The sequence below is a fragment of the Pseudomonas rhizosphaerae genome (assembly GCF_000761155.1).
GTDB classification, from domain to species: domain Bacteria; phylum Pseudomonadota; class Gammaproteobacteria; order Pseudomonadales; family Pseudomonadaceae; genus Aquipseudomonas; species Aquipseudomonas rhizosphaerae.
This window is the reverse complement of sequence record NZ_CP009533.1, coordinates 3,637,164-3,652,132: the sequence shown is the minus strand read 5'-3', so window position 1 is coordinate 3,652,132 and position 14,969 is coordinate 3,637,164. Positions and strand designations below refer to the sequence as shown.

Genomic DNA, 14,969 nt, shown 5'->3' with positions numbered 1-14,969 from the left:
GGCTTTTCTGTAACCTCTTCGTGGGGCGGAGGGCTAACCGCCCGCCTCGCTCTTACGAGTTGGGAACACAGGACACTGTTGGAACGGGGCGGGCGGCCAAGCCCTCTGCCTGCGAAGAGGCCAGTGACAAGATCACTGTGCTGTGGATAACTAGGGCTTTTTGATCTTCACCGGCCGTTTCCACCCTTCGACATTGCGCTGCCGGGTCCGCGCCACTGCCAACTGCCCTTCCGGCACCTCTTGGGTAATGGTCGAACCCGCAGCAGTGGTTGCCCCCGCCAAGATATCCACAGGCGCTACCAGTGAATTGTTCGAACCAATGAACACGTCTTCACCGATCGTGGTCTTCCACTTGTTCGCGCCGTCGTAGTTGCAGGTAATGGTCCCCGCACCGATGTTGCTGCCAGCACCGATGTCCGCATCGCCCAGGTAGCTCAAGTGACCGGCCTTGGCGCCCTCGCCAATGCGCGCGTTCTTCAGCTCGACGAAGTTACCCACATGGGCGCGAGCTTCCAGCACCGTACCCGGTCGCAGCCGCGCGAACGGGCCGGCGTCGCTGCCTTCGTGCAACACCGCGCCGTCCAGATGGCTGTTGGCCTTGACCACCACACCACGGCCCAGGGTGCTGTCCTTGATGTAGCAATTGGGACCGATGACCACGTCGTCCTCGATCACCACGCGGCCTTCGAGCACCACGTTGACGTCGATCAGGACATCGCGGCCCACGGTGACGTCTCCGCGCACATCGAAGCGTGCCGGGTCGCGCAAGGTCACACCTAGGGCCATCAGGCGACGACCTTCACGCAACTGATAGTGCCGCTCCAATTCCGCAAGCTGACGGCGGTCGTTGGCGCCCTGCACTTCCATCGGGTCCTGGGCGGTTTCAGTGGCAACCACCAAGCCGTCGCTGACCGCCATGGCGATCACGTCGGTCAGGTAATACTCGCCCTGGGCGTTGTCGTTGGACAGGCGCGCCAGCCACTCGGCCAGGCGCTTCCCTGGGACCGCAAGAATACCGGTGTTGCCTTCCTTGATCGCTTTCTGCGCGTCGCTGGCGTCCTTGTGCTCAACGATGGCCTGCACCTGCCCATCGCCATCACGGACGATGCGCCCATACCCTGTGGGGTCGGTCAGGTTGACGGTGAGCAGACCCAACTGATCGGCGCTGACCTTCTGCAGCAGCCGCTGCAGGGTAGCGACTTCGATCAGCGGTACGTCACCGTAGAGAATCAATACATTGTCGGCGCTCAGGCCCGGAACTGCCTGCGCAACCGCATGGCCTGTCCCCAGTTGCTTGTCCTGCAACACGAAATTCAGATCATCGGCAGCGAGGCGTTCGCGTACCGCATCGGCGCCATGGCCGATCACCACGTGAATGCCCTGCGGCTGGAGTTGGCGCGCGCTGTGGATAACATGGCCGAGCATGGAATTGCCGGCGACCGGGTGCAATACCTTGGGCAGAGCCGAGCGCATGCGCGTGCCCTGGCCAGCGGCGAGAATGACGATATCGAGAGACATGGACGGCTACCAATCCGGAGAATGGCCAGCAGGCTGACCGGGGAGGAAATGCTGAAAAAGAAAAAGGGTAGCCGAGGCTACCCTTTTACTCAATCGCAAGTGAATCGACGCATCAGCCGCCGAATTTCTTGCGGATCTGCTGGACGGTGCGCAGCTGGGCTGCAGCCTCGGCCAGACGTGCGGCGGCAGATCCGTAATCGAAGTCTGCGCCTTTTTCGTTCAGGGCCTTCTCGGCAGCCTTGACGGCTTCCTGAGCGGAAGCTTCATCCAGGTCGGCAGCGCGCTGCACGGTGTCGGCAAGAACCTTGACCATGTTCGGCTGAACCTCGAGGAAACCACCAGAGATGTAGAACACCTCGGCTTCGCCACCCTGCTTGATCAGGCGGATCGGACCTGGCTTGAGATCGGTGATCAGCGGGGCGTGGCCTGGAGCGATACCGATATCACCCAGGTTACCGTGCGCAATCACCATCTCGACCAGACCGGAAAAGATTTCCCCTTCCGCGCTGACGATATCGCAATGGACTGTCATAGCCATACTTGCCTCAACCTGATTAGCGCCCGTCGCCGGGCGCCAGGATTACAGTTTCTTGGCTTTCTCGATTGCTTCTTCGATGCCGCCGACCATGTAGAACGCTTGTTCCGGCAGGTGGTCGTAGTCGCCGTTGAGGATGCCTTTGAAGCCTGCGATGGTGTCTTTCAGGGAAACGTATTTACCCGAGGCACCGGTGAAGACTTCAGCCACGAAGAACGGCTGCGACAGGAAGCGCTGGATCTTACGAGCACGGTTTACCAACTGCTTGTCGGCTTCCGACAGCTCGTCCATACCCAGGATCGCAATGATGTCCTTCAGCTCTTTGTAGCGCTGCAGCACGTACTGGACGCCGCGAGCGGTGTCGTAGTGCTCCTGGCCGATCACGTTCGGGTCCAGCTGGCGCGACGTCGAGTCCAGTGGATCGACCGCTGGGTAGATACCCAGGGAGGCGATGTCACGGGACAGTACGACGGTGGCGTCCAAGTGGGCGAAGGTGGTCGCCGGCGACGGGTCGGTCAAGTCATCCGCAGGTACGTATACCGCTTGGATCGAAGTGATCGAACCTTCCTTGGTCGAAGTGATACGTTCCTGCAGAACGCCCATCTCTTCGGCCAGGGTCGGCTGGTAGCCTACTGCCGAAGGCATACGGCCCAGCAGTGCGGATACTTCGGTACCGGCCAGGGTGTAACGATAGATGTTGTCGACGAACAGCAGAACGTCGTTACCTTCGTCACGGAATTTCTCGGCCATGGTCAGGCCAGTCAGGGCGACGCGCAGACGGTTACCCGGCGGCTCGTTCATCTGACCGTAAACCAGTGCCACTTTGTCCAGAACGTTGGAGTCCTTCATCTCGTGGTAGAAGTCGTTACCCTCACGGGTACGCTCGCCCACACCGGCGAACACGGAATAACCGCTGTGCTCGATGGCGATGTTACGGATCAGTTCCATCATGTTCACGGTCTTGCCGACACCGGCACCACCGAACAGACCGACTTTACCACCCTTGGCAAACGGGCAGACCAGGTCGATGACCTTGATGCCGGTTTCCAGCAGGTCGTTGCCGCCTGCCTGTTCCGCGAAGGAAGGTGCTGGACGGTGAATGCCCCAGCGCTCTTCGGTATCGATCGGGCCCGCTTCGTCGATCGGGTTGCCCAGAACGTCCATGATGCGGCCCAGGGTGGCCTTGCCGACAGGGACGGAAATGGCTGCGCCGCTGTCGAGCACGTTCAGGCCGCGTTTCAGGCCTTCGGTGGAACCCATGGCGATGGTACGAACCACGCCGTCGCCCAGCTGCTGCTGGACTTCGAGAGTGGTTTCAGCGCCTTGTACCTTCAGCGCGTTGTAGATGCTCGGTACGCTGTCGCGTGGAAATTCCACGTCGATAACGGCGCCGATGATTTGAACGATACGTCCGCTACTCATAGCTGGATCCTCTGAATATTTGAACCGTTAAACCGCGGCAGCGCCGCCGACGATTTCCGAGATCTCTTGGGTGATCGCAGCCTGACGTGCCTTGTTGTAGATCAGCTGCAAATCGCTGATCAGGTCGCCGGCGTTGTCGGTTGCATTCTTCATCGCGATCATCCGCGCCGCTTGTTCAGCAGCGTTGTTCTCGACCACCGCCTGGTACACCTGCGACTCCACGTAACGCACCATCAGGCCTTCAAGCAGCTCTTTGGCGTCGGGTTCGTACAGGTAATCCCAGTGATGCTTGAGTTCTTGATCCGGGGTTGCCTCCAACGGGATCAACTGCTCCACCGTCGGTTGTTGCGTCATGGTATTGATGAACTTGTTGGACACCACGGACAGGCGATCGATACGGCCTTCCAGGTACGCGTCCAGCATCACCTTGACGCTGCCGATCAGATCATTGATCGACGGCTCTTCGCCCAGATGGCTGATCGCTGCCACGACGTTGCCGCCGAAGTTGCGAAAGAACGCTGCACCCTTGCTGCCGATCACGCACAGGTCGATCTCGACACCGCGTTCGCGATTGGCCGCCATGTCCTTGACCAGGGCCTTGAACAGGTTGGTGTTCAAGCCGCCGCACAGACCACGGTCGCTGCTCACCACGATATAGCCGACGCGCTTGACGGCGCGTTCGATCATGAACGGGTGGCGGTATTCCGGGTTGGCGTTGGCCAGATGCCCAATCACCTGGCGGATACGTTCCGCGTAGGGACGGCTGGCTGCCATGCGCATTTGTGCCTTGCGCATTTTGCTGACCGCCACTTTTTCCATGGCGCTGGTAATCTTTTGCGTGCTTTTGATGCTCGCAATCTTACTGCGAATCTCTTTTGCGCCTGCCATGTAACACCTATCAGGTTAGCAAGCAGGGGCCTTGCGGCCCCTGCTGCGGCTTACCAGGTTTGGGTGGCCTTGAACTTCTCGATACCAGCCTTGAGGCCAGCGTCGATTTCGTCATTGAAGTCACCCTTCACGTTGATCTTCGCCAACAGGTCGGCGTGATCGCGGTTGAAGTAAGCAATCAGGGCCTGCTCGAAGCTACCAACCTTGGTGATCTCGACGTCGGTCAGGAAACCACGCTCGGCTGCATACAGCGACAGCGCCATGTCGGCGATCGACATAGGCGAGTACTGCTTCTGCTTCATCAGCTCGGTCACGCGCTGGCCGTGTTCGAGCTGCTTGCGGGTGGCTTCGTCCAGGTCAGAAGCGAACTGGGCGAATGCCGCCAGTTCACGGTACTGAGCCAGGGCGGTACGGATACCACCGGACAGCTTCTTGATGATCTTGGTCTGAGCGGCACCACCTACGCGGGATACCGAAACACCGGCGTTCACTGCAGGGCGGATGCCCGAGTTGAACATGGCCGATTCCAGGAAGATCTGACCGTCGGTGATGGAAATCACGTTGGTCGGAACGAACGCGGAAACGTCGCCAGCCTGGGTTTCGATGATCGGCAACGCGGTCAGGGAACCGGTCTTGCCAGTCACTGCGCCGTTGGTGAACTTCTCGACGTACTCTTCGGAAACGCGCGATGCACGCTCCAGCAAGCGGGAGTGGAGATAGAACACGTCGCCTGGGTAGGCTTCACGGCCTGGTGGACGACGCAGCAGCAGGGAAATCTGGCGGTAGGCCACTGCTTGCTTGGACAGGTCGTCGTAGACGATCAGTGCGTCTTCGCCACGGTCACGGAAGAACTCGCCCATGGTGCAACCGGCATAAGGTGCCAGGAATTGCAGCGCAGGAGATTCCGAAGCACTGGCAGCCACCACGATGGTGTTGGCCAGGGCGCCGTTTTCTTCCAGCTTGCGAACCACGTTGGCGATGGTCGATTGCTTCTGACCGATGGCAACGTAGACGCAGAAGATACCGGAGTTCTTCTGGTTGATGATCGCGTCGATCGCCAGAGCGGTCTTGCCGATCTGACGGTCACCGATGATCAGCTCGCGCTGGCCACGGCCGACAGGGATCATGGCGTCGACAGCCTTGTAGCCAGTCTGTACAGGCTGGTCTACCGACTTACGCCAGATAACGCCCGGTGCAACCTTTTCGACTGCGTCGGTCTGGGTGTTGCCCAGAGGACCCTTGCCATCGACAGGGTTGCCCAGTGCGTCGACGACGCGACCCAGCAGTTCCTTGCCGACCGGAACTTCCAGGATGCGGCCGGTGCACTTGGCGCTCATGCCTTCGGCCAGGCTGGTGTACGCGCCCAGTACCACGGCGCCTACGGAGTCCTGCTCCAGGTTGAGTGCCATGCCGAAGACGCCGCCAGGAAACTCGATCATTTCGCCGTACATGACGTCGGCCAGACCGTGAATCCGTACGATACCGTCGGAAACGCTGACGACGGTGCCTTCGTTACGGGCTTGGGAGGTCACATCGAGCTTGTCGATGCGACCCTTGATGATTTCACTTATTTCGGAAGGATTGAGTTGCTGCATTGCTCTGCTGCCCCTTCAAACTCAAGATTTCAATGCTTCGGCCAGTTTCGCGAGTTTGCCGCGAATCGAGCCATCGATAACCAGGTCGCCGGCGCGGATGACGACGCCACCGATCAGGCTGGCATCCTCCGCAACTTGCAGGCGCACTTCCCGGTCGAGTCGTGCACTGAGAACCTTGGCGAGTTTGTCTTGCTGTTCTTGGTTCAATGCGAAGGCACTGGTGACTTCCACATCGACCGATTTTTCCTGCTCGGCCTTGTACAGGTCGAACAGTTCGGCGATCTCCGGCAACAGCAGGAGACGGTCGTTTTCGGCAACGACGTGGATGAAATTCTGTGCCTTGGCATCGAACTTGTCGCCGCACACGTCAATGAACGTGGCGGCCTTGTCTGCGCTAGTCAGTCGCGGGGCCTTGAGCAGGCTCTGCATGGTGGCGTCTTGCGCCACCGCTGCAGCCAGGCCGAGCATGGCTGACCAATTGGCCAGCTGCTGGTGGGCCTGAGCGTGCTCGAAGGCCGCCTTAGCGTAAGGTCGGGCCAACGTGGTCAGTTCTGCCATGATCGCCCTCGCTTAGATTTCAGCAGCCAGTTTGTTAACCAGCTCCGCGTGCGCGTTTTGATCGATTGTGGCGCCCAGGATCTTCTCGGCACCGCCTACGGCCAGCACGCCCAGTTGGGCACGCAGCGCGTCTTTGACGCCGTTCAGTTCCTGCTCGATCTCGGCTTGAGCCTGCACTTTCACGCGGTCAGCGTCGATACGGGCCTTTTCAACGGCCTCTTCGACGATCTGGTTGCCGCGTTTCTTTGCCTGCTCAATGATTTCGGCTGCCTGAGCTTTCGCTTCGCGCAGTTGCTGACCCACTTTCTCTTGGGCCAACTCCAGGTCGCGAGCTGCTCGGCTGGCAGCGTCCAAACCATCAGCGATCTTCTTCTGACGTTCGTGCAAAGCCGCGATGACCGGAGGCCACACGAACTTCATGCAGAACAGCACAAAAATGAAGAACGCAACGGTCTGGCCAATCAGGGTTGCATTAATGTTCACGCCAACACCTCGCTCGTTCTTTGTCCATCACACCAATCCACTCGAAGGTTCGAGAGATCAGCCAGCGAGTTGACCAACGAAGGGGTTCGCGAAGGTGAAGAACAGAGCGATACCAACACCGATCATGGTCACGGCGTCGAGCAGACCGGCGACGATGAACATTTTAACTTGCAGCATTGGGACCATTTCTGGCTGGCGAGCAGCGCCTTCCAGGAACTTGCCGCCCAGCAGGCCGAAGCCGATAGCGGTACCCAGTGCGCCCAGGCCGATCAGCAGAGCAACAGCGATAGCGGTTAGACCAACTACAGTTTCCATCTTTCCTCCCGACTTTTTACGTCGTCTTTTGCTTGGTTTTTAGGTTTTAAAGCGGTGTTACAAACCGGTGTTTCGACCCGCATGGGCCTCCCTCGCACCAGAGCGCGAGGGGCATCAGACTCGCCAGGCGCGTCTTAATGATTTTCTTCGTGAGCCATCGAAAGGTAGACGATGGTCAGCATCATGAAGATGAACGCCTGCAGCGTGATGATCAGGATGTGGAACACAGCCCACGCCCACTGCAGCACGACGCCCAAGCCGCTGAGCCACAACAGGCCGCTGCCGAACATCACGGCGATCAGGATGAACACCAGCTCGCCGGCATACATGTTGCCGAACAGTCGCAGGGCCAACGAGATCGGCTTGGCGACCAGGGTGACGAATTCGAGCAGGAAGTTCACCGGAATCAGCAGGATCTGAACGAAGATGTTCTTGCTGCCGAACGGGTGCAGGGTCAGTTCGCCGATGAAGCCGCCGATGCCCTTGACCTTGATGCTGTAGAAGATGATCAGCGCGAACACCGACAGGGCCATGCCCAGGGTCGCATTCGGGTCGGTGGTCGGCACGGCGCGGAACGGAATGTGCGAGTCGCCGGAGATCCAGGCCGCGGCCATTGGAATCCAGTCGACTGGAACCAGGTCGATGGCGTTCATCAGGAACACCCAGACGAAGATCGTCAGCGCCAACGGCGCGATCACCGCGCTGCGGCCGTGGAAGCTGTCACGCACGCTGCCATCGACGAATTCGACCAGCACCTCGACGAAGTTCTGCAGGGCACCCGGCTGACCGGACGTCGCCTTCTTCGCCGCCATGCGGAAGATCAGGATGAAGATCAGGCCCAGGGCAACCGACCAGCCGAGGGTATCGACGTGGAACGCCCAAAACCCCATTTCCTTGGCTTCTGCAGCGGTGTGGGCAAAGCCCCAGCCGCCTTCTGGTAGCTGACCGAAGGTCAAGTTCTGCAAGTGGTGCTGGATATAGCCCGAAGCGGTTGTTTCTGCCATGGTTGCCTCAAACGCCCTAAGGTCTCGAAAGTCTTGTTTTCATGAGCAGGGGTGCGAACCAGCTGACCAGTTGGGTCAGCCCGAAGACGCCGAATACAGCCAGCGGCGCCAGTGGTTTCACTCCTGCGAACGTCAATGCGAACAGCACTGCCGTCAAAATCAGTTTGCCTGCCTCGCCGGCGTAGAACGACCGGACGATAGCTTGTGCGGCCCGGGCCCCGGTGAACCGGAAAGCCTTCCAGGCGAAATACAGATTAGGCAACCAGGCGATCAGGCCTCCGCAAAGACCCGAATAACCGCTGACCGCCCCGAGCCATTGCCACAGCACCAGCGCTGCCAGCAACACGACGACACCTTGCGCCAACAACATCGGGAAAACGACCCACTGATGGAACGGCAGGCGGTTTGGCGTGCGGGTTTCCATCGTGACGACTCCTCAATGGTCGACGTGCCATAAGCCGTAACTTGGCATAAAATGTGCCGACAAAATGCGCGCAGAGTATAGGGGCGGTTCCTCCCCTATTCAACTGCCGGGTAGTGATTTCCGACTGCGCGCTACACAAGGAATTGTTTCAGCGAATGTGTGCAAGCACACCCTGCAGCTCATCCAACGAGTTGTAGCGGATGACCAGCTGGCCTTTTCCTTTCTGCCCATGGCGGATCTGCACCGCAGAGCCCAGCCGTTCGGCGAGTCGCTGTTCCAGCCGGGTAATGTCCGGGTCGGGTTTTGCAGGCTCGACCGGCTCGGGTTTGCCACTCAGCCATTGGCGAACCAAAGCCTCGGTCTGACGTACGGTCAGGCCCCGTGCGACAACGTGTCGCGCCCCTTCGACCTGTTGTTCTTCAGGCAGACCGAGCAATGCACGCGCATGGCCCATTTCCAGATCGCCATGCGAAAGCATGGTCTTGATGACCTCAGGCAGGGCAATCAGGCGCAGCAGGTTGGCCACCGTCACACGCGACTTGCCCACTGCATCGGCCACCTGTTGCTGGGTCAGCTGGAACTCGTGCTGCAGACGTTGCAGAGCGATCGCCTCTTCCACCGGATTGAGGTCTTCACGCTGGATGTTCTCGATCAACGCCATGGCAATCGCCGCTTCGTCGGGCACATCGCGAACCATGGCCGGAATGGTTTCCAGACCGGCCTGTTGCGCGGCGCGCCAGCGACGCTCCCCGGCGATGATCTCGAAACGCGCATTGGCTATCGGCCGCACCACGATCGGCTGCATCACACCCTGGGTCTTGATCGAGTGCGCCAGCTCTTCGAGCGCTTGCGGGTCCATGTCCCGGCGCGGCTGGTACTTGCCGCGCTGGATGAGGTCCAGGGGCAGGTGCTGCAGCTCGTTCTGGTCGACCGTGACGGCCTGCTCCTCGAGCGCACTGACGGTCGGACCGCTGAGCAGCGCATCCAGTCCACGCCCGAGACCACGTTTCTTGACGGCCATTGGATTCCTTAAATGACTGCAGCGGTGCGAGATTGGCGACGCTGCCGGCGAACCATCTCGCCAGCCAGGGCCAGGTAGGCCAGGGCGCCGCGCGATGATTTGTCGTACGTGAGCGCCGGCATCCCGTAGCTGGGCGCTTCGGCCAGGCGAATGTTGCGCGGGATCACCGTGTCGTAGAGCTGATCGCCAAAATGCTCCTTGAGCTGTGCCGAGACATCGTTCATCAGGCTAAGCCTCGGGTCGTACATGGTTCGTAGCAGGCCCTCGACCTTGAGGTCCGGGTTCAGCAGCTCGGCGATGCGCTTGATGTTATCCACAAGGTCGCTCAATCCTTCCAGCGCGAAATATTCGCACTGCATGGGAATGATCACGCCGTCGGCGGCAACCAGGGCATTGAGGGTCAACATCGACAGCGAAGGCGGACAATCGATGAGGATGTAGTCGTAGTTGTTGCGCACAGGTGCCAAGGCACTGCGCAGCCGACTCTCCTTCATCTGCATTTCCAGCAGCACTACCTCGGCTGCCGTCAGGTCGCGGTTGGCCGGCAGCAACTGGTAACCGCCGTGTTCGGAGAAGTGCATGGCCTGACCCAGGTCGCACTCACCGATCAACACGTCGTAGATCGAGTTTTCCAGCGCATGCTTGTCCACACCGCTACCCATGGTGGCGTTGCCCTGCGGGTCGAGGTCGATCAGCAGCACACGGCGCTTGGTCGCGACCAGCGATGCTGCGAGGTTGATGCAGGTGGTGGTCTTGCCCACACCACCTTTCTGGTTCGCTATCGCGAATACCTTAGCCATTATTGCTTGTGTTCCCAATCATGCCGTGCGGCGCAGTATCAGCAGATGGCGTTGGCCTTGGCAACCAGGTACGGCCAGGGCGTGTTCGCTATCAAGGTGGAAGTCCGCTGGCAATGCTACCAGTTCGTCGGCCGGATGCAGCCCTTTCATCGCCAGCCAATGTGTATCGCGGTCACCCAGGTGACGCGTCCAGTGGGCGAAGTCGTGCAGGCTGCTGAAGGCGCGGGAAACGATCCCGGCAAAAGGCTGCTCGGGGATGAACGTTTCGGCCCGGCTGTGGATAACGTGCAGATTGGCCAGCCCCAGCTCCAGTTTTACCTGAGTCTGGAAGCGGGTCTTCTTGCCGTTGCTGTCGAGGGTGGCGATATATTTTTCGGGAAACATGATCGCCAGCGGGATGCCCGGCATGCCACCGCCGCTGCCCACGTCCAGCCAACGCTGGGCATCGCCCAGGTGCGGCAGGATGCTCAGGCTGTCGAGCAGGTGCCGCGATACCATCTCATCGGGGTTGCGCACAGCCGTCAGGTTGTACGCCTTGTTCCATTTGATCAACAGGGCCAGATAGGCCAATAGCTGCTCGCGTTGACTTTCAGACAGTTCCACGCCCAATTGCCGGGCGCCTGTGGACAACTCTTTGCGGTGTTGTTCGGTGACCATGGAACTCAAGCGCTTTGCTCCAACTCACGGCCTGCGCCGCGTTTTTTCAGGTGAATCATCAACAGGGAAATGGCCGCAGGCGTCACGCCCGGGATTCGCGATGCCTGACCCAGGGTTTCAGGACGGGTCGCACCCAGCTTGCCCTGGATTTCCTTGGACAGCCCGGAAATACCGACATAGTCGATATCCACAGGCAGGCGTGTTTCTTCGCTGGCGCGCAGGCGGGCGATCTCGTCCTGTTGCCGATCGATGTAGCCAGCGTACTTGGTCTTGATCTCGACCTGTTCGGCCACTTGCGGATCCTGCGCCCCCCCACCCGTCACTTCAACCAGGCCGACATAGTCGATCTCGGGTCGGCTGAGCAGGTTAAGCAGGTTGTATTCATGGGTCAACGGTGTACCGAATTTCTCGGCAACGGCATCGCCCTGGGCGGTGTTGGGCCGTACCCAAGTGCTCTTGAGCCGTTGTTCTTCGATTTCGATCGCTTCGCGCTTGGCACTGAAGGCCGCCCAGCGAGCGTCATCGACCAGACCCAGTTCACGGCCCTTTTCGGTCAGGCGCAGGTCGGCGTTGTCTTCGCGCAGGATCAGGCGGTACTCGGCTCGCGAGGTGAACATCCGGTACGGTTCCTGGGTTCCCAGGGTGATCAGGTCGTCGACCAGTACGCCGATGTACGCCTCGTCGCGGCGAGGGCACCAGGCGTCCTTGCCCTGGGCACGCAAGGCGGCGTTGGCACCGGCCAGCAGCCCTTGGGCGCCGGCCTCTTCGTAACCGGTGGTGCCGTTGATCTGCCCGGCGAAGAACAACCCGGCGATGACCTTGGTTTCCAGGCTGTACTTCAGATCGCGTGGATCGAAGTAATCGTATTCGATGGCATAGCCGGGTCGCATGATGTGCGCGTTTTCCATGCCGCGGATCGAACGCACGATCTGCAACTGCACGTCGAACGGCAAGGACGTGGAAATACCGTTGGGGTACAGCTCGTGGGTGGTCAGGCCTTCGGGCTCGATGAACACCTGGTGGCTCTGCTTGTCGGCGAAGCGGTGAATCTTGTCTTCGATCGACGGGCAGTACCGTGGGCCAACACCTTCGATTTCGCCGGCAGCCGAGTACATCGGCGAGCGATCGAGGTTGGCCGCGATGATTTCATGGGTGCGCGCGTTGGTATGGGTAATCCAGCAACTGACCTGGCGCGGGTGCAGCGCCTTGGAGCCCATGAACGACATCACCGGAATGGGTGTATCGCCTGGCTGTTCGGTCATGACCGAGAAGTCCACCGACTTGCCGTCGATACGCGGCGGTGTGCCGGTCTTCAAGCGACCTACCCGCAGGGGCAGCTCGCGCAAACGATGAGCCAACGCGATGGATGGCGGATCGCCGGCACGGCCACCCGAATAATTTTGCAAACCGATGTGGATAAGTCCGCCCAGGAACGTTCCGGTGGTCAGCACCACGGAGTCAGCCATGAAACGCAGGCCCATCTGCGTGACCACACCCTTGACCTCGTCCTGCTCGACGATCAGGTCGTCGGCAGGCTGCTGGAATATCCACAGGTTGGGCTGATTCTCAAGAATCTCGCGAATCGCTGCCTTGTACAGAACGCGGTCGGCCTGCGCACGGGTAGCCCGCACCGCTGGGCCTTTGCGGTTGTTGAGCACGCGAAACTGAATGCCGCCCTTATCGGTGGCCAGCGCCATGGCACCGCCGAGCGCATCGATTTCTTTAACCAGATGGCTCTTGCCGATGCCGCCGATGGCCGGGTTGCAACTCATGGCACCGAGGGTTTCCACGTTGTGCGTCAACAGCAGGGTCTTTGCACCCATGCGTGCTGAGGCCAGTGCTGCCTCGGTACCGGCATGACCGCCGCCGATGACGATCACTTCAAAACGGGAAGGGAAATCCACCACGCACCTCGTGCCTGTTCTATGTGGGTAATTGGGATAGCTGCGCAGTATAGGGAATTTGCCTCGGCTAAAGAACCCTTCTGCACAAAAAATAACCAGCTGTGGATAGACTCGGTAATAGAAATTAAAAGAGAGAGATTTATTAAAGCTTTGTTTTTATGTTTATTACTATGCACCCTGCGTTCTGTGGATAAAGCTCTGAGCGCCACGTATTTGTTGATGTACAGAGGAATTAAAGGTTGTGTTCACCTGGCAATGAGCTAGGTGTATAACTCGGATTAACCTGTTGATAACAGGTGCGCTTACCCACAGCCCCTTTTATCATCAGGTTTCAGGCCTGCTTATCAACCTGGCTTAGCCATGGTTTTCCACAGGGCTCCTGAAGCGTGTATAAAAAAAAAGCCACCTCGAAAGGTGGCTTGGGGGAGCCATGCGGTCAGCCATGGATACCGGGATTTCTACTTGCCGATACAGAAGCTCGAGAAAATACGCCCCAGCAGGTCGTCCGAACTGAATGCTCCGGTAATTTCGCCCAGCGCATGTTGGGCCAGGCGCAAGTCTTCAGCCAGAAGCTCGCCAGCGCCCGCCAGCGTCAGCTGATCACGTCCGTGGTCAAGATAGTCACCGGCATGGCGCAAGGCGTCCAGATGACGTCGACGAGCGCTGAAACTGCTTTCAGCCGTCTGCTCGTACCCCATGCAGGCCTTGAGATGGTCACGCAGCAATTCCAGGCCATGGCCAGTTCCCTTGGCCGTGACACTCAAGGTCACGTGACCATTGTCGTCATTCTGGATACCGATCACTTCACCGCTCAGATCCGCCTTGTTGCGAATGACCGTGACCTTGCCGATGTCGGGCGCAAGCTCGAGAAACTCCGGCCAGACGGCGAACGGATCAGCAGCCTCGGCCGAAGTCGCGTCCACTACCAGCAGGATGCGATCCGCTTCGGCAATGGCCTTCAGCGCACGCTGGACGCCGATCTGCTCGACTTCATCGGCGGTGGTACGCAACCCTGCGGTATCGATCACGTGCAACGGCATGCCGTCGATGTGGATATGTTCACGCAGTACGTCACGGGTGGTCCCGGCGATATCAGTGACAATGGCCGCCTCGCGTCCGGCCAGCAGGTTGAGCAGGCTGGACTTGCCGGCATTCGGTCGCCCGGCAATCACGACGTTCATCCCGTCACGCAGCAAGGCACCCTGCCCGGCTTCGCGCAGTACGATGGATAACTCGCTGCGAACCCTGTCGAGCATGCTCAACACGTGGCCATCGGCAAGGAAGTCGATTTCTTCCTCAGGAAAGTCGATGGCAGCTTCCACATAGATCCGCAGCGCGATGAGCTGCTCGGTCAAGTTATCCACACGCCGTGAGAAAGCACCCTGCAACGAACGTACTGCGTTACGCGCTGCCTGAGCGGAGCTTGCTTCGATGAGATCGGCAATGGCCTCAGCCTGAGCCAGGTCCAGCTTGTCGTTGAGAAAGGCCCGCTCGCTGAACTCGCCGGGACGTGCCAGGCGACAGCCCAGTTCCAGGCAGCGCTGCAGCAACATGTCCATCACCACAGGTCCGCCATGGCCCTGTAGCTCAAGCACGTCCTCGCCGGTGAATGAGTTGGGCCCTGGAAAGTACAGGCCCAACCCTTCATCGATGACCTGCGACTGTGCATCGAGCATCGGGCCATAGTGTGCATGGCGAGGGGTCGGCACGCGGCCGATGATAGCCTGAGCGGCCTGGCTGGCCAGCGGCCCGGAGATGCGTACGATCCCTACTCCCCCTCGACCTTGAGCCGTGGCAATGGCAGCGATGGTTTCGCGAACGACATTCATGCAAGTACTCCGGTCG

Annotated in this window: 15 protein-coding genes; all 15 read right to left on the bottom strand. The window is 59.7% G+C overall.

Annotated features, from left to right (window positions below; translation table 11 throughout):
• Positions 1-150 precede the first annotated feature (150 nt).
• The 15 genes from glmU to mnmE all read right to left on the bottom strand — a co-directional run bounded on the left by glmU (position 151) and on the right by mnmE (position 14,953).
• Positions 151-1,518 carry a bifunctional UDP-N-acetylglucosamine diphosphorylase/glucosamine-1-phosphate N-acetyltransferase GlmU gene (gene glmU, locus LT40_RS16135; protein ID WP_043192057.1) on the bottom strand — a complete coding sequence of 456 codons (1,368 nt, stop codon included), beginning with the start codon at positions 1,516-1,518 and terminating at the stop codon, positions 151-153.
• A 112-nt stretch (positions 1,519-1,630) separates the two neighbouring features.
• Entirely contained in the window at positions 1,631-2,056 is a 426-nt protein-coding gene (locus LT40_RS16130) for a F0F1 ATP synthase subunit epsilon (protein WP_043192055.1), read from the bottom strand.
• Between the two features lie 42 nt (positions 2,057-2,098).
• On the bottom strand, positions 2,099-3,475 hold the full coding sequence (atpD, locus tag LT40_RS16125; protein WP_043192053.1) for a F0F1 ATP synthase subunit beta: 1,377 nt from the start codon (positions 3,473-3,475) through the stop codon (positions 2,099-2,101).
• A 27-nt stretch (positions 3,476-3,502) separates the two neighbouring features.
• Complete coding sequence (gene atpG / locus LT40_RS16120) at positions 3,503-4,363, bottom strand: F0F1 ATP synthase subunit gamma (RefSeq protein ID WP_043192052.1); 861 nt, start codon at positions 4,361-4,363, stop codon at positions 3,503-3,505.
• A gap of 50 nt (positions 4,364-4,413) precedes the next feature.
• Positions 4,414-5,958 carry a F0F1 ATP synthase subunit alpha gene (atpA, locus tag LT40_RS16115; RefSeq protein ID WP_043192050.1) on the bottom strand — a complete coding sequence of 515 codons (1,545 nt, stop codon included), beginning with the start codon at positions 5,956-5,958 and terminating at the stop codon, positions 4,414-4,416.
• A gap of 21 nt (positions 5,959-5,979) precedes the next feature.
• Positions 5,980-6,516, bottom strand: coding sequence for a F0F1 ATP synthase subunit delta (locus LT40_RS16110; RefSeq protein ID WP_043192047.1), 537 nt, complete (start codon positions 6,514-6,516; stop codon positions 5,980-5,982).
• A 12-nt stretch (positions 6,517-6,528) separates the two neighbouring features.
• A complete protein-coding gene (locus tag LT40_RS16105) occupies positions 6,529-6,999 on the bottom strand; it encodes a F0F1 ATP synthase subunit B (RefSeq protein WP_043192045.1) in 471 nt (156 codons plus the stop codon).
• A gap of 57 nt (positions 7,000-7,056) precedes the next feature.
• Positions 7,057-7,314: a F0F1 ATP synthase subunit C gene (gene atpE / locus LT40_RS21385; RefSeq protein ID WP_002555987.1), complete on the bottom strand. Its 258-nt coding sequence runs from the start codon at positions 7,312-7,314 to the stop codon at positions 7,057-7,059.
• A 134-nt stretch (positions 7,315-7,448) separates the two neighbouring features.
• On the bottom strand, positions 7,449-8,318 hold the full coding sequence (atpB, locus tag LT40_RS16095; protein ID WP_043192040.1) for a F0F1 ATP synthase subunit A: 870 nt from the start codon (positions 8,316-8,318) through the stop codon (positions 7,449-7,451).
• A gap of 16 nt (positions 8,319-8,334) precedes the next feature.
• Positions 8,335-8,742 (bottom strand): F0F1 ATP synthase subunit I, encoded by a 408-nt coding sequence (locus tag LT40_RS16090; protein ID WP_043192037.1) that lies wholly within the window; start codon positions 8,740-8,742, stop codon positions 8,335-8,337.
• A gap of 148 nt (positions 8,743-8,890) precedes the next feature.
• Positions 8,891-9,763, bottom strand: a complete 873-nt coding sequence (locus LT40_RS16085) for a ParB/RepB/Spo0J family partition protein (RefSeq protein ID WP_043192035.1) — start codon at positions 9,761-9,763, stop codon at positions 8,891-8,893.
• Between the two features lie 8 nt (positions 9,764-9,771).
• Entirely contained in the window at positions 9,772-10,563 is a 792-nt protein-coding gene (locus LT40_RS16080; protein WP_043192032.1) for a ParA family protein, read from the bottom strand.
• Between the two features lie 18 nt (positions 10,564-10,581).
• Positions 10,582-11,220, bottom strand: coding sequence for a 16S rRNA (guanine(527)-N(7))-methyltransferase RsmG (rsmG, locus tag LT40_RS16075; protein ID WP_148308621.1), 639 nt, complete (start codon positions 11,218-11,220; stop codon positions 10,582-10,584).
• Positions 11,221-11,225: 5 nt separating this feature from the next.
• On the bottom strand, positions 11,226-13,124 hold the full coding sequence (mnmG, locus tag LT40_RS16070) for a tRNA uridine-5-carboxymethylaminomethyl(34) synthesis enzyme MnmG (RefSeq protein WP_043192028.1): 1,899 nt from the start codon (positions 13,122-13,124) through the stop codon (positions 11,226-11,228).
• 458 nt (positions 13,125-13,582) lie between these two features.
• Positions 13,583-14,953 carry a tRNA uridine-5-carboxymethylaminomethyl(34) synthesis GTPase MnmE gene (gene mnmE / locus LT40_RS16065; protein ID WP_043192026.1) on the bottom strand — a complete coding sequence of 457 codons (1,371 nt, stop codon included), beginning with the start codon at positions 14,951-14,953 and terminating at the stop codon, positions 13,583-13,585.
• Between the last annotated feature and the right edge of the window lie 16 nt (positions 14,954-14,969).